24 protein-coding genes are annotated in these 20,021 nt (G+C 52.3%); 9 read left to right on the forward strand and 15 right to left on the reverse strand.

Going from position 1 to position 20,021, the window contains the following annotated elements:
* Positions 1-3 precede the first annotated feature (3 nt).
* Genes AB6B37_RS10375 through soxA form a run of 7 tightly spaced genes read left to right on the forward strand, consistent with a single transcriptional unit; the run spans position 4 to position 5,750 of the window.
* Positions 4-2,232: a molybdopterin cofactor-binding domain-containing protein gene (locus AB6B37_RS10375; protein WP_371395711.1), complete on the forward strand. Its 2,229-nt coding sequence runs from the start codon at positions 4-6 to the stop codon at positions 2,230-2,232.
* Positions 2,225-2,530: a cytochrome c gene (locus AB6B37_RS10380; RefSeq protein ID WP_371395712.1), complete on the forward strand. Its 306-nt coding sequence runs from the start codon at positions 2,225-2,227 to the stop codon at positions 2,528-2,530. Before AB6B37_RS10375 ends, AB6B37_RS10380 begins: the two co-directional genes overlap by 8 nt.
* On the forward strand, positions 2,527-3,789 hold the full coding sequence (locus AB6B37_RS10385; RefSeq protein WP_371395713.1) for an FCSD flavin-binding domain-containing protein: 1,263 nt from the start codon (positions 2,527-2,529) through the stop codon (positions 3,787-3,789). Before AB6B37_RS10380 ends, AB6B37_RS10385 begins: the two co-directional genes overlap by 4 nt.
* Positions 3,786-4,235, forward strand: a complete 450-nt coding sequence (gene soxX, locus AB6B37_RS10390; RefSeq protein WP_371395714.1) for a sulfur oxidation c-type cytochrome SoxX — start codon at positions 3,786-3,788, stop codon at positions 4,233-4,235. Before AB6B37_RS10385 ends, soxX begins: the two co-directional genes overlap by 4 nt.
* Positions 4,232-4,678, forward strand: a complete 447-nt coding sequence (locus AB6B37_RS10395; RefSeq protein ID WP_371395715.1) for a thiosulfate oxidation carrier protein SoxY — start codon at positions 4,232-4,234, stop codon at positions 4,676-4,678. The genes soxX and AB6B37_RS10395 overlap by 4 nt, the downstream gene beginning before the upstream one ends.
* Positions 4,679-4,680: 2 nt before the next feature.
* The gene (gene soxZ, locus AB6B37_RS10400) at positions 4,681-5,001 is read left to right on the forward strand and encodes a thiosulfate oxidation carrier complex protein SoxZ (RefSeq protein WP_371395716.1); all 321 of its coding nucleotides are present in this window, start codon (positions 4,681-4,683) and stop codon (positions 4,999-5,001) included.
* Complete coding sequence (soxA, locus tag AB6B37_RS10405; protein ID WP_371395717.1) at positions 5,001-5,750, forward strand: sulfur oxidation c-type cytochrome SoxA; 750 nt, start codon at positions 5,001-5,003, stop codon at positions 5,748-5,750. Before soxZ ends, soxA begins: the two co-directional genes overlap by 1 nt.
* On the opposite strand, the gene AB6B37_RS10410 is transcribed toward soxA, so the two are convergent.
* The 13 genes from AB6B37_RS10410 to AB6B37_RS10470 form a co-directional block, all read right to left on the reverse strand.
* Positions 5,747-6,193, reverse strand: coding sequence for a hypothetical protein (locus AB6B37_RS10410; protein ID WP_371395718.1), 447 nt, complete (start codon positions 6,191-6,193; stop codon positions 5,747-5,749). The genes soxA and AB6B37_RS10410 overlap by 4 nt on opposite strands.
* Positions 6,190-6,810 carry a type II secretion system protein N gene (gene gspN, locus AB6B37_RS10415; protein ID WP_371395719.1) on the reverse strand — a complete coding sequence of 207 codons (621 nt, stop codon included), beginning with the start codon at positions 6,808-6,810 and terminating at the stop codon, positions 6,190-6,192. The genes AB6B37_RS10410 and gspN overlap by 4 nt, the downstream gene beginning before the upstream one ends.
* A gap of 107 nt (positions 6,811-6,917) precedes the next feature.
* The gene (gspM, locus tag AB6B37_RS10420) at positions 6,918-7,376 is read right to left on the reverse strand and encodes a type II secretion system protein GspM (RefSeq protein ID WP_371395720.1); all 459 of its coding nucleotides are present in this window, start codon (positions 7,374-7,376) and stop codon (positions 6,918-6,920) included.
* The gene (gspL, locus tag AB6B37_RS10425) at positions 7,373-8,473 is read right to left on the reverse strand and encodes a type II secretion system protein GspL (protein WP_371395721.1); all 1,101 of its coding nucleotides are present in this window, start codon (positions 8,471-8,473) and stop codon (positions 7,373-7,375) included. Before gspL ends, gspM begins: the two co-directional genes overlap by 4 nt.
* Positions 8,470-9,465 carry a type II secretion system minor pseudopilin GspK gene (gspK, locus tag AB6B37_RS10430; RefSeq protein ID WP_371395722.1) on the reverse strand — a complete coding sequence of 332 codons (996 nt, stop codon included), beginning with the start codon at positions 9,463-9,465 and terminating at the stop codon, positions 8,470-8,472. Before gspK ends, gspL begins: the two co-directional genes overlap by 4 nt.
* Positions 9,462-10,067, reverse strand: coding sequence for a type II secretion system minor pseudopilin GspJ (gspJ, locus tag AB6B37_RS10435; protein WP_371395723.1), 606 nt, complete (start codon positions 10,065-10,067; stop codon positions 9,462-9,464). Before gspJ ends, gspK begins: the two co-directional genes overlap by 4 nt.
* Entirely contained in the window at positions 10,064-10,453 is a 390-nt protein-coding gene (gspI, locus tag AB6B37_RS10440) for a type II secretion system minor pseudopilin GspI (RefSeq protein ID WP_371395724.1), read from the reverse strand. Before gspI ends, gspJ begins: the two co-directional genes overlap by 4 nt.
* Positions 10,450-10,926 carry a GspH/FimT family pseudopilin gene (locus AB6B37_RS10445; RefSeq protein ID WP_371395726.1) on the reverse strand — a complete coding sequence of 159 codons (477 nt, stop codon included), beginning with the start codon at positions 10,924-10,926 and terminating at the stop codon, positions 10,450-10,452. The genes gspI and AB6B37_RS10445 overlap by 4 nt, the downstream gene beginning before the upstream one ends.
* 5 nt (positions 10,927-10,931) lie before the next feature.
* Entirely contained in the window at positions 10,932-11,369 is a 438-nt protein-coding gene (gene gspG, locus AB6B37_RS10450; RefSeq protein ID WP_371395728.1) for a type II secretion system major pseudopilin GspG, read from the reverse strand.
* Between the two features lie 10 nt (positions 11,370-11,379).
* Entirely contained in the window at positions 11,380-12,600 is a 1,221-nt protein-coding gene (gene gspF / locus AB6B37_RS10455) for a type II secretion system inner membrane protein GspF (protein ID WP_371395730.1), read from the reverse strand.
* Between the two features lie 2 nt (positions 12,601-12,602).
* Positions 12,603-14,102, reverse strand: coding sequence for a type II secretion system ATPase GspE (gene gspE / locus AB6B37_RS10460; protein ID WP_371395731.1), 1,500 nt, complete (start codon positions 14,100-14,102; stop codon positions 12,603-12,605).
* Entirely contained in the window at positions 14,099-16,015 is a 1,917-nt protein-coding gene (locus AB6B37_RS10465) for a secretin N-terminal domain-containing protein (protein WP_371395732.1), read from the reverse strand. The genes gspE and AB6B37_RS10465 overlap by 4 nt, the downstream gene beginning before the upstream one ends.
* On the reverse strand, positions 16,012-16,860 hold the full coding sequence (locus AB6B37_RS10470; protein WP_371395733.1) for a type II secretion system protein N: 849 nt from the start codon (positions 16,858-16,860) through the stop codon (positions 16,012-16,014). The genes AB6B37_RS10465 and AB6B37_RS10470 overlap by 4 nt, the downstream gene beginning before the upstream one ends.
* A 217-nt stretch (positions 16,861-17,077) precedes the next feature.
* On the opposite strand from AB6B37_RS10470, the gene AB6B37_RS10475 reads away from it, so the two are divergent.
* Positions 17,078-17,695, forward strand: a complete 618-nt coding sequence (locus AB6B37_RS10475; protein ID WP_371395734.1) for a trimeric intracellular cation channel family protein — start codon at positions 17,078-17,080, stop codon at positions 17,693-17,695.
* 10 nt (positions 17,696-17,705) lie between these two features.
* Here the strand turns inward: AB6B37_RS10475 and AB6B37_RS10480 are convergent, their stop codons facing one another.
* Positions 17,706-18,152 carry an Lrp/AsnC family transcriptional regulator gene (locus tag AB6B37_RS10480; RefSeq protein ID WP_371395735.1) on the reverse strand — a complete coding sequence of 149 codons (447 nt, stop codon included), beginning with the start codon at positions 18,150-18,152 and terminating at the stop codon, positions 17,706-17,708.
* Positions 18,153-18,283: 131 nt separating this feature from the next.
* Here AB6B37_RS10480 and hppD point away from each other — a divergent pair, with 131 nt between their 5' ends.
* Complete coding sequence (gene hppD / locus AB6B37_RS10485; RefSeq protein WP_371395736.1) at positions 18,284-19,387, forward strand: 4-hydroxyphenylpyruvate dioxygenase; 1,104 nt, start codon at positions 18,284-18,286, stop codon at positions 19,385-19,387.
* Between the two features lie 3 nt (positions 19,388-19,390).
* On the opposite strand, the gene AB6B37_RS10490 is transcribed toward hppD, so the two are convergent.
* The gene (locus tag AB6B37_RS10490; protein WP_371395737.1) at positions 19,391-19,954 is read right to left on the reverse strand and encodes a cytochrome b; all 564 of its coding nucleotides are present in this window, start codon (positions 19,952-19,954) and stop codon (positions 19,391-19,393) included.
* Between the last annotated feature and the right edge of the window lie 67 nt (positions 19,955-20,021).

Raw genomic sequence — 20,021 nt, forward strand, 5'->3', positions numbered from 1 at the left:
AGGATGAACAAGCTTATCAACACAATGTTTCCAGAGTTTAAGCAAACCGCTGCAGCGACCAATTTATCGCGGCGCGGCTTTATTGTCGGCACAGGTGCGGTTGGCGCAGGCCTCACCCTCGGTGTCCTCGGTGGATGCGCGCCAGGCGAGGCCCCCAAAGTTGACGGTCCTCCCCTGCCAGAGGTGAACGCATGGGTGCATATCGGACGCGATGATACTGTCACTGTGCGTATTGCGCGCTCTGAAATGGGCCAAGGCACATCGACAGGTTTGGCGCAATTAGTCGCCGAAGAACTCGAATGTGACTGGAACAATGTCACCATTGAATATCCCACACCGGGCGAAAACCTAAAACGCGAACGTGTTTGGGGTAGCTATTCCACAGGCGGTAGCCAAGGCTTACGCGGCTCTCACCAATATGTCCGCGAAGGCGGCGCAGCGGCGCGCATGATGCTGATTGAGGCGGCGGCCAATGAATGGGGCGTCACGCCGGCAGACTGCTCTGTGAAAAACGGCGTAGTCAGCTACGGCAATAAATCAAAAACATATGGCGAGTTGGCAGAATCGGCGGCTTTGCTGGCCCCACCGCTTGAGGTCACCCTAAAAGACGCAAAAGACTGGGACATTATTGGCGAGCCCAAGAAACGTCTCGATACAGCGGATAAGCTAACCGGCGCGCTCCAATACGGCACCGACTTGACCTTCCCCGGCATGCTTAACGCCTCTGTCAAAGCCTGCCCCATATTGGGCGGGACGTTGAAAAGTTATGACGAGGCCGCGATTGCCGATATGGCAGGGGTGCGCAAAGTCGTCAAAATTGATGACCGCACAGTGGCCGTCATTGCCAACACGTGGTGGCAAGCCAATAGCGCGATTGAGGCCATGCCAATTGAATGGGACGGCGGAGAATATGCCAACTATTCTTCTGATGACGTTAACGCACTCCTTGATGAAGGACTGACGGCTGAAAAGACATTTCCCGGCAATATGGGCGGCGATATTGAGGCTGGCTTTAAGGCCGCCTCTAAAATCATCGAGTCAGACTATAGCTATCCTACATTAAACCACGCCCCAATGGAGCCGATGAATGCGACTGCACTTTGGACCGCGGATAAATGCGAGGTTTGGTGCCCAACGCAAAACGGTGAAGCCGCACTGGGCGCTGTGGCCAATGCCTCGGGCCTGCCGATTGAGCAATGCGACGTCTATAAACTGACCCTAGGCGGTGGTTTTGGCCGCAAGGGCATGAATGATTATGTCGAGCAAGCCGTGAAACTCGCCAAGGAAATGCCCGGCACACATATCAAGCTCCTCTGGTCGCGTGAAGAAGACCAGATGCAGGGCTTTTATCATCCCATAACCAAAGCGAAAATTCGCGGCGGTTTGGATGCTGACGGTAATATGACCGCGCTTGATTTGAAAATCTCTGGCCAGTCAATTTTGGCCGCGCTAATGCCGCAAGCGCTGGCTAATGGGGCTGACTTTGCGACCTTCCAAGGGCTGCTGCCCAGTGGCGTGGATCCGCGGGTCGAAGACCAGACGTTGAAATACACCTTTCCGAATTTCAAAATCCATCACGCTATGCGCAATCCGCCCATTCGTCCCGGATTTTGGCGGGGGGTAAACCTGAACCAAAATACGATATATCTCGATTGTTTCCTTGATGAAATGGCCGTTGAAGCGGGCCGTGATCCTCTCGAATTTCGCCTGTCCATGATGGGTAACCATCCGGAAATGGCCGCCGTCCTACGCGCTGCGGCGGAAAAAGGCGGCTGGGGCAATGATGACGGTCTGTCGCGCGGTCTGGCCTGTATCTACGGATTTGGCGCATACGTCGCGGCCTGTGCAGCGGTCACGGTGTCGGATGACGGAGTGCTGAAAATGCATAAGATTACGGCCGCCACAGATCCCGGTCATGCGGTCAACCCCAACCAGATCGAAGCCCAAGTCGAGGGCAGCTTTGTCTACGGCCTGTCTGCCATGCTCTATGACGAAATCACTTATAAAGACGGTCAAGTGCAAGAGACAAATTTCAACAGCTATCCGTCTATGACGATTAAGGATATGCCAGAGGTCGAAACTGTTATCATGCCGTCTGGCGGATTTTGGGGCGGCGTGGGTGAACCGACAATTGCCGTGGCCGCGCCCGCCGTAATGAATGCAATTTATGCCGCGACAGGGCGGCGTGTGCGCTCGCTCCCGATTAAGGATACAAATCTACGCGGTGCGTAAATTCGCTTTCATCGCAGCCTTCATTGTCACCGCCTGCCAGCCCGCTGTGCAGGCGGAACCAGACGAACTGCCCCGGGATACATTGTCCAAAGCCGCGACATTATCGGCCAGTTGTTCGGGATGTCACGGCGGCGGTAGTCTTGTCGTAAACCTATCAGGATGGAGCGAAGCGGCCCTGCATGAGAGCCTGACATCGTATCAAACCAGCCGCGGTGATAGCGTTATGCACCGTTATGCGCGCGGATTATCTGATAATGATATTACCCTGATTGCAGGTTATTTAGGGGCGGCTGAATGAGTTTATCGCGCCGTCATATCATCGCAGGTCTTGCCGCCCTGCCCCTAATGCCGTCACCGTTATTGGCCAAAACAAAGGCTCGCGTTGTCATCATTGGCGGCGGCTTTGGCGGGGCCAGTGCGGCGCAGATGCTGCGCGACGTTACGCCCAATATTGAGGTCACGCTGATAGAACCCAAGGACCGGTATATCGCCTGCCCTTTTAGTAATTTAGTGGTCAGCGGCGAACGCGACATCACGGCCCAGCATTTTCATTATGACGGACTGCGCGCGCGAGGCATCACTGTCATTCAAGATAAAGCCACCGATATTGATCCGGTCAAACAAACTGTTCGACTATCGAACGCGCAACATAGTGTGCCCTATGACCGCCTGATTATGTCGCCCGGCATTAATATGCGATGGGGCGCGATTGAGGGTTATAATGAGGCCGCAGCAACCCATATGCCGCATGGATGGACGGCGGGACAACAAAGCCAATTCCTCGCCGCACAATTGCAAGCGATGGAAAACGGCGGAATATGTGTGATATCTGTGCCGCGTGCGCCCTACCGCTGCCCGCCCGGTCCCTATGAACGCGCCAGCTTGATTGCGTATTATCTTAAAACGCAAAAGCCGCGCAGCAAGCTTATCATCCTTGATGCCAAAAACAGCTTTTCAAAACAGGCCCTGTTTGAGCAAGCATGGGCGGAGCATTACGGTGATTTGATTGAATGGCGTGGATCTGCAGATGACGGTATCGTGTCCCGCGTGGATGCCGACACGAGAGCCGTCTTCACCGATTTCGAGACGATAAAGGCCGATGTCGCCAATATAATTCCGCCGCAAATGGCGGGCAGCATTGCTGCAAAATCTGGTGTCACTGATAGCACAGGATGGTGCCCGATTGATGCCACAAGTTTTGAAAGCCGCCTGCAAGACAATATTCACGTCATTGGCGACGCTGCTATTGCGACTCCCATGCCCAAATCCGCTTTTGCCGCTAATTTGCAAGGCAAGCTCTGCGCGATAGCGGTCGCACGGTTGCTCTCTGGCCTAGCTACGGAACCAACCACATTGACCAACACATGTTACTCTTACGTCACACCTGACACTGCCGTATCAATCACCGGTGTCTATCAAAATAACGACGGGCAATTTACGCAAGTTCAGGGCGCAGGCGGGACAAGCGCGCTCGATAATCCCCGAACCAGTCGCAAAGCTGAAGCCATCCAAGCCGCCGATTGGTTTACAGCGATAACGCAAGACGCCTTCGGATGAGAGCCCTTTTAGCGTTTGTAGTGCTGTTTCTTGTGGGGTGTGGGAGCGACCGCACCGTCATCGGTGACACCATGCCAACACCACTGACCAAGACCGCAGGAGATCCCGCGCGCGGAGAAGCGCTGTTCATCACGCGAGAGCAAGGGCACTGTATTTTATGCCACCGCGTCACCGGATTAAGCGCAGAGTTTCAAGGCAATCTTGGCCCGACGCTCGACGGTGTGGCTGACCGACTTTCGCCTGCGCAGCTACGACTGCGTATTGTCGATTATGACGCTGTGGTGCCAGGCGCCACCATGCCGTCTTATTTTCGCACGCAAGGCCTGACCCAAGTCGGACAAAACCACGCAGGGCAAACAGTGCTATCGGCGCAAGACATTGAAGACATTATCGCCTATCTTACGGCCTTAAAGACTACGACCCCAATGGGTGGAGAGATGCAATGAGCTTTAGTCGGCGCGACATGTTAAAAGCAGGCAGTATCAGCATCGCGCTATCCGCCCTCCCAACTGCGGTCTTTGCCACTGCAGAGCGATTGTCGCGCATAAAGGCCGTTTTTGGTGAACGCGAGATCGATTATAGCGGCGTGACCATCACCATTCCGCCCATTGCGGAAAATGGCTATTCTGTGCCGTGTCGCGTGACCGTCAAAAGCCCGATGACAGTTGATAATTTTGTTAAACGCATCGTGATTATTTCAGAACGCAACCCGGTCGCCGAGGTCGTGAGCTTTACTCTGACGCCTGCCTCTGGACGGGCGAAAGTGGACACACGCATACGCCTTGGCGGGTCACAAATCCTCACCGCTGTTGCAGAAATGAACGACGGGACATTACACGCTGGCACCGCCAAAGCGGTCGTCACCCTTGCTGCTTGTGTGGTGTTATAAAGATGTCCCAAATCCGCATCAAAGTTCCAGAAAACGCCGCGCGCGATGAGATTATAGAGATCAAAGCTATGATCGCCCACGCCATGGAGTCAGGGTACCGCCGTGATAATCGCGGCGAAGCCATTCCGCGCAATATCATTACCAGATTTGAATGTGAATATGACGGCCAGACGGTCTTTCGCGCTGATTTTGGCCCCGGTGTATCGGCCAATCCTATCCTGACGTTTTATTTGCGCGCCCGTAACTCTGGGCCCATCACCTTTGCTTGGACAGAACAAGGCGGCGAAATATTCACCGATACACGCGATATTGTTGTGCGTTAATGCGGATCTTTTGGGTGATTTTTGCGCTATGGCTCGCCGCTTGCAGTCCCAAAAGCGAAGTCATAGAGGACGCATTTCCAACACCTATAAAATCTGGTTACGCATTTCTAACGGCTGACACGCAGGCTCTGCAAGATGATGATTTTTCAAACCCCGGTCTTTTATGGGCTGAGCGGGGCGCAGCGATGTTTGCGCAGGACTGCCAAGCTTGTCACAGCGCTGACGCCATGACGGGGATCGCTGCAACATTTCCTAAGATGAAAGACGGTAAATTAATTAATTTGGAAGGTCAGATTAATCAGTGCCGTGTTGAGCTGATGAACACAACGCCCCTGCCTTATGAAAGTGACGCGCTATTGTCCCTAACCACCTTTGTCGCCAATAAAAGCAAAGGCTTGCCAATATCCGTGGATATTACAGGCCCCGCAGCGGAGTTTTATTCGGCAGGGCGCGACTATTTCTACACGCGCCGCGGGCAATTTAATCTCTCTTGCGCGCAATGCCATAATAATCACTGGGGACAAAAACTGCGCGGCGATACGGTCAGCCAAGGACATGGCAACGGCTTTCCCGCTTACCGTTTTGAATGGGAATCTGTCGGGTCGCTGCACCGCCGCCTTTCTGATTGTGACCTGGGTGTGCGGGCAGAGCCGCGCGCATTAGGGTCTGATGATTATTTAAATTTGGAATTATATTTGGCCGCGCGGGCGCAAGGGTTAACGGTTGAAACACCGGCTGTGCGGCGCTAGCGGCAAGTGGATACGCCAATCACGGGGGTGATATTTTCCCAACCTTGCTCATCTTTCATCGACAAAGTACCGCCGCGGTAACGCGCCCCCCCGTCAATCGATTGGGCCTTTTGCAGGCGAAGCGTCATACCGTTAGCGTAAGTTTGCAATGGGAACTGCCCTTGGGTCGGTGTGCCGTCTTGGCTGTCAATCGCGAGAGCCCTTTGCGCTGTGCCGTCCTGCCAGAGAGCCGTGAAGTCTTGGGACTTTGAAAACAATATAAACCGCCGCGCATCATCCGCCGTCCAGACAAAAAGCCCGCATTCGCCTATGGCTAAAGTCTGGGGCGCTAGCTCTTGCCGTTCAAGCTTAGGGCTGTCTGGGGTACTAATTACAGGGGCTGATGTGGCGCAAGCTGTGAGGCTGACCGCAGACATTAAGGTGATTACGAAACAATTTTTCATGGTGTCCATTGCCCGCGTTCTGTTAGCTGCCAACGCCCGTTTTGATTATCAAAGCCCAACAGTGGCAAAGCAATATTAGCCCCCGCCTCTCGCGTTATGAAACTCAGGTCAATATCGTAACGACCGCTCGCGTGAACGCCTAGCGTCATATTAATATCATCGCGCTCATATTCACCGCCCCCATTTTCACCACTTTTTGCTTGCCCCGTCATATTGAATATCAAAACTTTATTCTGGCATGAAATAGGTCCCGTTAAATCTGGACCTTGCCAAGACCAATCTGGATAGTCCATCGCTACGCGGCGAACAACAATCGTTCCGTCTGCCTGACAGGGGTCGCGAAAGGTCAGTCTACTCAGCCCGATTTTCACGTCCCCCGACAGGCCGTAAAGCCGCGCATCGCGTATCGCCAAGGCTCCTACGGGCGCGGTAATGCGGATGTTTTTCATGGCGGACCACCCAATATTGCCCTTTGCCATAAACGGTGCACCGCGCGTTTCAAACTGCATTATGCCAGTGTCCCAATCCATCACATTGGTCGATATATCAACGTAGCCCTGACCGTCGGGTAACACCGCATGACCGTTCCAAATCGTCCCGCCGAAAGTTACAGCCATAGGGCTGTCTTCTGGCAATATGAGGGGCGCGACCCACCGCAGTGGGATTGTCAATATCACCGCGACTATCATCGACAGTACGAGCCAGAAAACACGCAGTTTTCGCATTACGATGTGCTGCGAAGCGTAATCTGCGCAGACACAAAGCCGCCGTCCTTACGTTTTATATCCGCGCGCTCGATACTGACCGCATAATCCCGCGTCAGGCGTGAAAGGAAGCTGTAAATATCAGTCGATAGACTTTCGTCAAACCAGATTTTAATATCCCCGTCAGGCGTCGGTTGCACGCGCGTTATGGACAGCCCAGCCTGACCCGCCTGTGTAATAGCGGCGGCGCGATCAAAATCCGCGCGCGCCTTTGACACCCCTGTTTGACCGATAAGCGGCGCCGCCCGGCTGACAATATCCATATCCCGCAAGGCATGCGCATGGGCGGATTCTGCTTGTGCCTTGCCTGTCATCACAGGCGAGAGTGCGAATTGCCATAGGGCAAAAACAGCGAATAAAACGCCCGCCGTAATGACTAATAATTGTTCCCGGCGGGATAAATTGACGAAATAATTCACGGCGCATCACCCAAGCGCGTCAGTACAGCGTCCCCTCGCAAACCACTGCCCTGTTCGCGCACACCCCCCGCTTGGAAAGCAAAGCCAGCCTCGCGGGCCAGCGTTTCAATCTGGCTGGCCGTGTCAAAATTGGGATAGAGAATTTGCAGGGTAAGTTGGTTACCCCCCGCCACATATTGAACACCATCAATCATCACACCATCAATTCGACCGATTGTGTCAAACAAAGCCGTTGATAGCGTCAAAAAATCAACTTTGGACCCACCGCTAGATTGAACAAGCCGTGTTGCCGCCAAGGCAGGGTTTGCAGGGGCCGCCTGCCCTGTGGCTTGGCTGAAAATTGCAGCCGTATCGACCCGAAGGGCTGCCGTTTGTAAATTCAACGCGCGCGTTGTTGACGCTTGCCATAACAGCCCCGCCGCACATGTCGCCGCCAATAATGCGGCGACACGGCCCCAAGCCGAAAACGAAACCGTTGATCGGCGCAAAGCATAGCGGCCTTGGGCGAGGTTGACAGCGCCGTCAAATCGCGCAGTCGCCATAAAATTAGCCGCTGTTATAATCGGAGCGTCTTTAAACTCACCGTCATCCCAATCCTTATCAATTGTAAAGCTGTGCGCGTCATTGCGCTCGTCTTTTGCGGATTGCTTGGCGACAATAATACGGCCATCTAAAACAACGGGGGCTGCGTCGACCGCCCGACTATCATGATCAATAAAAATCGCGTCTGAACGCAGTCCCGCCGCACGAAGGCTGTCTTGAAGTCGGGTCATATAATCATGTGAAACCACAGCGATATGTGTGTCATTCCCAATGACAGACATCGCAATATGATGATCAGTTAAGCTTGTCGCAATCCCGTCTTCGACTGCAAACCCCGCCGCAGCGAGACGGTCTTTGCCCCGCAGGTTTGGCAGATCGCGGATAAATATTCGCGCGTTTTGGCCGTTGATGATAACGCGCGCTTGCCCGTTTGACAGCTCCGCTAGGGCTGCTTTTTCTGGCTGTGATGTCGCTATACCCTCGACGCCGTCATGCAGAAAAATCCAGCTGTCTTTTGGATTATCAGATATTAAAATAATTAATTCAGCGCTCATGTCGGCTCCTCTACCAACTTTGCGCGACGGACGTCTAGGCCCATTCGGCGGAAAATGCGTATAGGTTGTCCGCTGCTAATATCATATTCAAATGCGCCGCGCCGCGTGATGTCCCCATGCGAAACCGTGACTTCGGCCCAAATATGATTAGGGGCAAAATCGAGCGTTTCAATCGCTATATTCTTACTATTCACATCGCTTAAAGCGGGCGCACCAAGTAGCTGTTCAACACTATTATAACCCGCCGCTGGACGGTCATTAATCAGTTTCAGAGCAATCGCCATACGGTTTTCATTGCCAATAACAGACGCCAGAACTGGTGCATGTAACGCTGACAAAGCATTGATATTGATACTATTTTTGGCCATTTCTGGACGCGCACAGATATAGGGTTTTAAGACTTGATAAGACGCCTCTGTCAGCCCGTCTATCGCGCGAAGTTCTGATACTGATGTGAAGAGTGTATTGGCCGTGCGGTGCGCGGGCTCTTTCGCCAAATAGGTAAAGTCCTCGGCACCATCGGGCAAGGCTTGGCTACCCGCGTCAATCCAATCGACCGCCTTTGACGTTAGGCTAGCCGCCGATAATGTGTCCCATCCCAGCGCCTCTAAGAGCTGTCTAAATTGTATGCGGCCCGGCGACGTCAAAAGAGCAGACAGGGAAAAGCATTTATCTCCGTCATGCAACGCCATGCTGATTTCACCGCCCTCTATGGGAAAGATAATCGGTTCTACGGCGTATAAAACTGCATTTAAATCAGACGGTTCTATTTGTTTTAATTGTCGTTCCAGATAATCTTGCGCAACGTCATCGGCCCCGCGCAGATACCAATCGGCTTGGGCATAGGCCTGCACATTTGCCGCGCGTTTCACCGCAAAGCGAAGGTCTTCAAATAAAGAGACAGCCACAGTCGCCATCAAGCTCATGACCAGCAAGGTTGTCAGCAGGACCGCGCCTTTATCTTTGGCTCTGTATTGGGGCTTACCGCTCATAAACTCAGCTCAAAGTCTTGGGTTAAGATGCGGCCATCTTTAAAAGTGATTGTGACCTGAGCGCCTATAAGATTATTTCCATTCCCTTGTGCCAATTCAATGATTGGCCACGCCGTTTGTTGTCCGCGCGTAAAAAAAACTATGTCGACATCATCCAAATCATTGAGCAGAACACGGTCAATCGTGGCCGTATTTTGGCCGGGGTTTTCATGAGATAGCGAACTGCGGATTAAGCGGTCATCTTCAAAAACGTAACTCACGCGTTGCAGATCACCACGTCGCTCCAAACCACCTGGATTGGGGCGACCCGTGCGCGTGAAACTGATCAAATTATCGATACCACCGCGCAGAACGTAAGGTTCCATCATGCCAAAGCTATCACGTGTTGGTCTTAAAATGACGGCATCAAAATCTGCCTGCATAAGGGTTCGCGTGAGTTGAATATCGGTCATCGCGTCTAATTTGGCCTCAATTTGCGCCTTGCCATTCATGGCGGAGGACAGCGCAGATACACTCCCCACGGAAATGAGAGAGAATATAAACAGCGCAATCAGCACCTCAACGAGGGTAAAGCCGGTGTCCTGTGTCCTGCGGCGGCTCATAAGCCGATCCCCGTTTTAACACGCATAAAAGCTGTACGCGAGATTATGACCTGCCCATCTTCAGCGGCAGATTTTTTACGCACATCAACAGTGATACGAAATAATCCGCCGTCATTCACGGGACTAATTTCACGTATATATGCAAATTCCCGACCCATTTGAGTGCTTTCGCCGCGCATAGTGCCCGTTTGGACCACGCCGCGACGCGCGGTGATAAGGACATTATCGGCCACAATCCCACCCAGCATCTTTTCGTCCAAAACGCTCACGCCCTGCGCGCTTTGCGTGCCTGCATGGGTGAGGCCAATAATGGCAAACGTAAAAACCAGTAGCGCGGCCAATACCTCTATCAGGGTAAATCCTTGGTCTTTGCAAGACGGCTTCATGAACCACTCACCAAGCTGACTGTGCCGTCGCCAGAGCCCGTAAGCACCATGTCGTTATCCATGTCAGATAAGGTGAGCCGAAAAGCGGTTCCGCCCCCGGTCGGGTCAAACAATACCAGCGGAAGGGCCTGTTGCGGGAGGTCTATGGACTGCTCCGCCCGTGCAAACTCAATGCGAATGTTACTTGGCCACGGCTTTGCTGCGGTGGCCGTCCAGTCGTCACCAGATGCCGTTTGAAAGTGGTAGCCGTCTTTTGACAGAGACAATGCCGTTACTTGACCTGATAGAAGGCTAGTTTGCGCCGCCATGTTCAACTCTGTATGAAGTGTTGTTGCAGCGGCTATCACGGCTGGCTTGTCGCGCGGCAATGTCATGACAACGGCGCTAGACATAAGGCCAATAATGACGAGCACCGTCAAAAGCTCAATGAGCGTAAAGCCCGAAGACTTGGATATGCCAACGGCGCGCCACATAAATATTACGGCTCCCAATTCACAATATCGGCGGCTAGTCCCTCGCCGCCCGGCTGGCCATCCGCGCCGTAAGACAAGATATCGACAACAGAATTCTCACCGGGATAACGATAAATATAATCATTGCCCCATGGATCAGTTGGCAGGAATTTGACATACCCCCCCGTGCGGTAAAGCGACGGATTGGACAGTCCAGCAGGCGCAGATTTGAGTGCGTTTAGGCCAGCGTCTTGTGCGGGGTAATCCATCATATCAAGCCGGTACATTTCCACCGCTTGCTCTAACAATCTGATGTCACCTTTAGCTTTTTGCACCATGGCTTTGTCTTGAGACGGCAGGACATTAATCACGACAAATGTCGCGAGCAGCCCGATGATGACCATCACCACCATGACCTCGACAAGGGTGAACCCTGCCTCTTGTTTACGTGATTTTTTAGACATTGAAACCTCCTTAAAAGGCGAGCGTATTAAGTCGTAAAATAGGTAGAAAAATGGCCCCGATAATTAATAGAACAATGATTCCCAGAACGATAATGATAAGCGGTTCAAGAAGGCTAAGAAAGACGGTGGTCGTGCTTTCAAATTCGCCCTCTAGGTAATCGGCTGATTTGGCAAACATTGACCCGACGTCACCGCCCGCTTCACCGCCTGCAACCATTTGTATGACCAGCGGCGGAAAAATTGCGGATTGTTTGAGGGCCTTTGACATTGGCATTCCTTCGCGCACACGCAGGCCGGCGGTGCCGACGGCGTCGCGCATCACGTCATTACGGAGCGTATGGCGCGCCGTTTCCATCGCAAAGAGGGACGGCGTGCCTGATGCCATTAATCCTGATATCGTGCGGGCAAAGCGGGCTGTATTTAGATCACGGACGAGACGCCCGATCATCGGAATACGCAATATAAAACCATGCCATTTCAATCGCATAGACTCTTTCTTTAAACTTTGCGAAAATCCGAACAGCGAGAGAATGATAATAAACCCCGCAATTAAACCATAGGCTTGCAACCAATTTGAGAGGCCAATGACGGCCTTGGTGAGCGTTGGTAAATCTTGCCCAAAAGTTTCAAATTGCGCGACAACTTTGGGCACCACAAGGACCATAAGGATCACCACGACAAGCAAAGCAACAACGGTTAACACCATTGGATATACGGTCGCAGCCAAGATTTTACGGCGAATTTTTTGCGCCGCTTCCAGGTCAATCGCCAAGCGGTTCATGACAGACCCAAGCTGTCCAGAGGTTTCGCCAGACGCCACCATGGAGGTGTAAAGCGCGCTGAACCCTTTGGGGTGGGCGCGTAAAGCAACGGATAATTTAGCGCCTTCCAGCACCCGTGTGCGCGTGTCGAGAAGGACTTGCCGCATGGGTGATTTTTCAAACTGCAAAGCAGTGATTTTTAGCGCTTCTTCAATCGGTGTCGAAGCCTCTATGAGGATAGCCAATTGACGCGTCGCGAGCGTTAAATCTTTGTGACTGATTTTACGGTCGAGTTTGATTTGACCCAAATTGAAATCGCGGCCTGATTGCCGACGGGCGAGTTTTATGTCTATGGGCGTTAAGCGTCGCCCGCGCAAAATATCACGCGCGTCGCGGGCCGTTTGCGCTGCGACGGATCCTGTTTGGCGCTTGCCTGATGTGTCCACGGCGGCGTAGTCAAATGTCTCCATGACTACGCCCCCTCAACCATATTGCCTCGACACACGCGCAGCACATCATCGGAACTGGTGAGACCGTTTTGAAAATGCCGCGCCCCACTTTGCAACAGTGTCTCACGCGATGTGAACGCATGAGCTTCCATTGCAGTCTCGGACGCATTTTCGTGGATCATCGCGCGTAGATCATCATCCATGCTGACCACCTCATATAGCCCCAGCCGCCCGACATAGCCTGTATTTTGGCACGCGTTACAGCCCTTAGCACGGAAATAAGGGCCGCTAGTTTTAGCGCTCAAGTCAAGTTCTGATAGCTCAGCGGGCGTGGGCGTATAGCCCTGTTTACAAGTACCACAGAGCCGGCGCACGAGACGTTGCGCCACAACAGCCGTGACGGTAGAGGCGAGCAAAAACGGCTCTATACCCATATCCCGCAGCCGCGTGATGGCCCCAATCGCAGAATTAGTGTGAACCGTGGACAGTACCATATGTCCCGTCAGCGCAGATTGCACCGCGATTTCAGCGGTTTCTGGATCCCGAATTTCACCAATCATGACAATATCTGGGTCTTGACGCAAAATCGCGCGCAATCCGGCTGCAAAGCTCATCCCGACTTTATCATTGACTTGAGTTTGCCCGACACCGTCCAGCGCATATTCGACGGGGTCTTCAACCGTCAATATATTGCGCGACCCGTCATTTAGCCCACTTACCGCACCGTAGAGCGTTGTGGTTTTGCCCGACCCTGTTGGCCCCGTCACAAGGACAATGCCGTTAGGTTTGGCCAACGCCGCTTTGAACGCCGCCAATGTGCCTACATCCATGCCTAAATCAGATAGGTTCATGAGGGCGGCCGTTTTTTCCAAGAGCCGCATCACAACGCGTTCACCGTATTGGGAGGGTAGCGTGGAAACCCGCACATCAATCGCACGTTCCCCTAGGTTTAATGAGAACCGACCGTCTTGCGGCACGCGTTTTTTGGCAATATCAAGCTGCGCCATGACTTTGACACGGCTGGCAAGCGTGGACGACAGCTTGGACGAGAGCGACAGCATATCCCGCAGTGCGCCGTCGATACGAAAGCGCACAGCAAGACGGTTCTCATAAGGCTCAATATGGATGTCAGAGGCGCGCGTTCTTATTGCTTCTTGCAAGATACCGTTGATAAGCTTGATGATAGGCGCGTCATCATCACTATCAAGCAGGTCTGATGTGCGCGGCAGGTTTTCCGCGAGTGACATCAAATCGTCTGGCCCGTCCATCGCGGTCGCCACGGTTTCTGACAGGTCCCCAGAGGCGTAAATTTGCGAGAGCAGCCGTTCAAACTCTGTTGCGCTGACCTCTGATAGAGCGGCAGGGGCCCCCGCAATCCGCCGTGCCTCCAGACAAGCACTAAGCCCGGCATCAGTACGCCGTATAACTGTCAATGTGCCGTCTATGGTGGTCAAAAGCACCCCATTTTGACGCGCAAAGCCGTAGGACAATTTCGGTAGGGTTATGGCGGCTGGCGCGTTCACTCATCCCCCAATACAGTTTGCCCCAAAACAGGTTGACCCCCGCTGTCCAAGACTTGATCAAGCTTGGATGTGGTACGGCCTGATTGCATCATATCTTCGCGGCGAATTTGATTGAGGCGGCGCTCAGTCAGGGGCTGCGCGTCACGGCTATTTCTAATAATTGTTGGGCGCAGGAATACCATCAAATTTGTGCGGACGCGCGATTTGCCCTTGGATTGAAACAGCTTTCCAATACCCGGCGCGTCGCCCAAAATCGGCACTTTGGACAGGCTCACCTCCTCGTCATCTTGGATTAGGCCGCCAAGCACAATAATCTCGCCGTCATTGGCCAGAACTGTGGTGCTAATCTTGCGCGTATTGGTAACAAAATCAGAGGCGACAGAGGTCAGCGCCCCCGCAATAGAGGATACTTCTTGTTCAATCTCTAGGCGGATAACATCGCCTTCGGAAATTTGCGGTAGCACATCAAGTTGTATGCCCACTTCTTTGCGGTCAAAGGTCCGAAACGGATTTGTGTTGCTATCACCGAGTGTTTCGCCGGTTGTAATAGGGATTTCTTGGCCCACCAAGAATGTTGCGGGCACATTATCCAGTGTGGTAACAAAGGGCGTAGAGAGGATATTGCTTTCTTCATCCGTTTCAAGCGCGTTGATAATGGCAGAAAATAGCGTATCGCCAGAGCGCCCTGCACCGCCCGCAATACCGCCGTCCAGCCCAATGAGCGAGTTAATCGCCGATGTTTCCAGCGCGCTACGTGTACTCTCGGTCAGGCCTAGGTCATTTCCAGCCAGCGCCCCTGTTAGCGCTAAAATATTTGGTGCTTGTCGGGAAAAGTTAGAGCCAATGAACGGCACGGCACTGCCGTTTATACCGCCCAGCGCAAACTGCACACCAAGCTCTTTCGCGGCAGTATCAGATATTTCAACGATCAAAGCCTCTACCAATACTTGCGGACGGCGCACATCAAGGCGGCGAATGACAGTTTCTAAGGCTTGCTGCGTCTCGCCATTGGCCGAAATGATTAGCGAATTTGATCCCGCTTCATAGGCCACAGTCGGTTGCGGTTGTCCGTCGCGCTGATAGGCGGGCAACAATGTCCCTAAAATTTCAATCAGCGAGCTACCATCGGCAAAACGCAACGGCACAACACTAACCGCACCGCGCGGCGCGCTACCGCCCGCGTCCATTTGCGACAGGATAGGTCTTAGCCGCGCAATATCAGCGGCCGAGCCTTCAAGGATGATACTATTGCTGCCTGGCATCGCAATCGCGCGGTAGGTCGGGCGAACACCCGCTAGCGCGGTAATGACCTCTTCCGCGTCAATCGCGGTGATATTATTCAGACGCATTGTTTCCATGACCATGCCGTCACTATCCATGGCGTTGACGATTTCGCGGGCTTTGCGCAGATTTTCAGGAAAATCTGTAATCACAACAACACGCCCTCCTGGGTTGGCCGTAAGAACACCTTGAGAATGCAGGACAGGTTTTAACAGTTTGGCGGCCTCTGCCGCGTCCGTATTTTCAAGCCGAATAACCGTTGTTGCAAATTGACCATTAAAGCCAGACCCCGTCACAAATGGGGCGTCTTGGGCGGCCCCTTGTAAAAGCGTGATGCGGTATTCACCTGTCGCTGTGCGTGTGGCCGTATAGCCGTGAACACGCATAACGTCTTTGAACACTTCAAATACTTCTTTGGACGATAGGGTTTCGTCAGATGATATGGTCACCTTGCCCTGGACGCGCGGGTCAACCAGAAATGTCTTGCCTGTTACCATCGACACATCGTCAATAAAGGCCCGAATGTCGGCATCTTGCATGGTAATCACATGACCCGATTGCGCGGCGGCAGGCGTAAGCCCCCCAAGACACATCACGCCAGCCATAAGGGCGGCCTTCAAAACTGATTTCATGATGTTCCCACTGTCACTGTTACCGGCTTATCGCCGCGTAAAATTGATAATTTCACCGACCGCACTTTTGCCAAGTCGCGGGCGATATAAGATATTTCTGGACGACCCAAAGTCAGGTCTTCATCCCCAATGCGCGTGATAATATCGCCGTCTTGCAGACCAAATTGTGATAGCTTTACCGCGTCCGTTTTCGAGCTGACCCGAAAGCCCACCAAGCGATTATCACGGTCAACACGGTTTAAGCGAATGGAATCAAGCAACATAGCAGGGGTCAGATTTGTATTGGGCACATTGACAGGCGCAGAGAGCAATCCTGTTTTCGCATCCTGATTAAAGGTTAGCCGTTCCAATCGCCCATCAAGTGAAAGAACAATAAAATCAGGATTAACAGCCTTTAGCGTGACGCCGTTTATAATCTCGTCACCGACGCTATAGACCGCTTGCTTGCGGTCGGGCGTCACCAGAATGGCTGTTCCGTTATCGCCTGCACGCCGACCCACCAATGTAAGATTTAGCGTGGTCTCTGGCGCGTCTCCGCCAATATCACCACGCGGTGTTTGGACAGCCGCCGTCCTGTGGAACGGATCAAAAGACAAAGAAAAGTCCTTCGCCGCCTGTCGTGATTGAGTACTTATTGGCGCTTTAGATGTGACAGGCGTCACCCAAACGCTAACGGGAGCAATATAGGTCATCACCGCCTTGGTCAGAAAAAAGACGAGCACCACACCCAACGCCAAGGTGAGCGCTTTTTGCAATCCTGATATGAATGTCACAGCCTTGAACGCCATAGTTACCAAGGGCTTGTCCGATAGACCGCCCTTGCCCCACCTTTCACATTTGACCATGCCGCTTTGGGTCTTTTGGTCGTTAAGCCTAGACTAGCGACTGGGCCGCAACCACGCAAGCACGGCCTTATTATCAATAAGACGGCCTGTAAGGGATATCTGTGACGTTTACGTGACAATAACGCAACAACGCTGTGACGACGCTATGATGAAACGGTTGCATTTATTGTCTGGCGGGTTTAGGCGGCGAAATTAAGCGATAGCTTGGAGCCATGCCGTGGATATTACCCCAATATTAGCCCTCGACCTTGCCGGGGTTTTTGTCTTTGCGCTAACAGGTGCATTAGCGGCAAGCCGAAGCGAGATGGATATTTTTGGGCATATTGTCTTGGCGATATTGCCCGCCATTGGCGGCGGCACAGTACGGGACTTAATCCTAGATGTGCCTGTGTTTTGGCTGTCTATGCCCGTTTACATATGGTTGGCCGTTTTAGCGGCGACCATTGTCTATATTGCACCGCCGCGCGTCGGCAAGCGCCTGACGGCTTTGGAATGGGCCGATGCACTGGGCCTTGCTTTGTTTTGTGTTATCGGTGCGTCCAAAGCCTATAACCTTACCGGAAATATCACGATTAGTGTCACCATGGGTATTGTCACGGCCTCCGTCGGGGGCATGTTGCGCGATATTGTTTGCAATGAGGTCCCGCTGATTTTGCAAAAAGAAGTGTATGCGACAGCCGCATTGCTCGGCGGGCTTGTCTACTGCTTGGCCGTAAAGTTTGGACTAGGGCAAACGTATGCCCTTCTTGCAGGTGGTGTGTGTGCGTTTGTCTTGCGCGGGGCTGCGCTTCACTGGGGATGGTCATTACCGCAACGCCGTCCGCGCGCGGATTAAGCCCTTATACTCAGCTACTGGAGCAGTCCAAATCTTCTAGCACAATAGCGGAGCTGGCATCCACCACCCCATCGAGCGCGAGCATTTTGTCGTCAATGAATTTGGACAATGCTTTGATATCTGACACCATAATATGCACAAGATAATCGACACTACCTGACAATTTATAGGCTGCACGCACTTCGGGATAGCTGGTGATACGTTGACGAAAAGCGGTGGCGCGTTCCGTTTTTTGGCGTTCAACTTTGATTTGGACAAAGGCCTGAATGGTAAGCCCGATTTTGGCAGGGTCGATATCAACTGTGAAACGCGCAATCACGCCGTCATTTCGCATCGCCTCAACTCGTCTTTGACAGGCCGAGGCAGAGAGGTTCACCCGCTCCGCCATTTGCACCCACGATATGCGGGAATCTGATTGCAAGAGCGCAAGAATACGAAGGTCTGCCGCATCAATCATAAAAAATTCCTGTGAGATAAATAATAATAGCGAGCATATCCTGCATCATATAGCGCAAAATCACATGATTTTGCAGATATTATATCACACACCTATGATATTATGCACAAAATGTAGATATGGAGCATAATATGGCTGATCTTTTTGAAAACCCGATGGGTCTAAACGGTTTTGAATTTGTAGAATTCTCAGCACCCAAAAAAGGCATATTAGAGGACCGCTTCAAGCGCACAGGGTTTACCCATATCGCCAATCACCGGTCCAAGGACGTGCAGCTTTGGCGTCAGGGCGGGATTAACTTGCTGACCAATTATGAAAAAGGCAGCAAAGCCAGTTTCTTTGCCGCCGAACATGGGCCCTGTGCGTGCGGTATGGCGTTTCGTGTGAAAGATGCGCAGAAGGCTTACCGCTACGCTATGGAAAAGGGCGCGGAACCTGTCGAGATAAAATCCAACTTTATGGAACTTCGCCTGCCCGCGATTAAGGGTATTGGCGGCGCGCTCGTCTACCTCGTCGACCGCTACGAGACAGGTGCGGAAGAAGACGGTCTGTCCATCTATGATATTGATTTTGAATATTTAGACGGTGTTGACCGCAATCCAGAAGGCGCAGGGTTTCAGGTCATCGATCACCTGACCCACAATGTTTACCAAGGCCGGATGGATTACTGGGCAGAGTATTATGAAAAGCTGTTCAATTTTCGCGAAATCCGTTTCTTTGATATTAAGGGTGAATATACGGGGCTGACGTCGCGTGCGCTAACGGCGCCAGACGGCAAAATCCGCATTCCGCTGAACCAAGAAGGCGAAGGCGGCCGTGGTCAAATTGAAGAATATTTGCGCGAATATAAAGGCGAAGGCATACAGCATATCGCCTTTAGTTGCGATGATTTACCCAAAGCCTGGGATAAGTTAAAGGCGCTGAACACGCCCTTTATGACCGCACCGCCCGCAACCTACTATGAAGATTTAGACACGCGTCTGCCCGGTCACGGCGAAGACGTCGACGGATTACAATCACGCGGCATTTTACTGGATGGCTCAACGGAAAATAATGACCCGCGTCTTTTGCTACAAATCTTTAGCGAAAAGCTTATCGGGCCCGTATTTTTTGAATTTATTCAGCGCAAGAAAGACGAAGGCTTTGGTGAGGGTAATTTCAAAGCCCTCTTTAAATCCATCGAGCGTGACCAAATAAATCGCGGCGTTTTGAAAGAAGGCGCACCCGCAGAATAAGACTTAAGCCTTCGGTTTCAAATGGGGAATCATCCGCGCGAGAACACCGTCTTTATTGACGAAATAGTGTTTCAGCGCGGCCCCGACATGCACGATTATTAAAACCGCGATAAGTGCACCCAAGATTTCATGGGTGGTCTTTGTGATCGTCTCAAGCGTCTCTGTGCGCGGCAACGGCAAGTCAGGCACTTTGACGGCTTTAAAAATCTTCGTCGTAATTTTAGGCGTACTGACAGAGACCATAATCCATCCCGACAGCGGGATGCCGATAATCAGTGCGTAAAATCCGACATGGGTCGCCTTCGCCGCCTTTATTTCCCAAGGCTTCATCCCCTCTGGCAAAGACGGTGCCTCATGCATCAACCGCCATATTAGGCGTAAAATTGACAATCCCAGGATGATAAACCCAAAAGATTTATGCAGTTGGAATAACTCGAACTTAAACGGGGTGGGTTCGATCCACATCATGATTTTACCGCCCATCAATTGCCCGATAATCATAATGGCAATCAACCAGTGCAAAATGACGGCTGTGCGCGTGTAACTTTGTGATGTGGTCTGTCCCATGACCTCATAGGGCCACAATGGCGCTTGGAAATCAATTGTTTTGACAAGTCATATCCGCTTTGGTCTA

It is taken from the genome of Fretibacter rubidus (genome assembly GCF_041429785.1).
Classification (GTDB): domain Bacteria; phylum Pseudomonadota; class Alphaproteobacteria; order Caulobacterales; family Maricaulaceae; genus Fretibacter; species Fretibacter rubidus.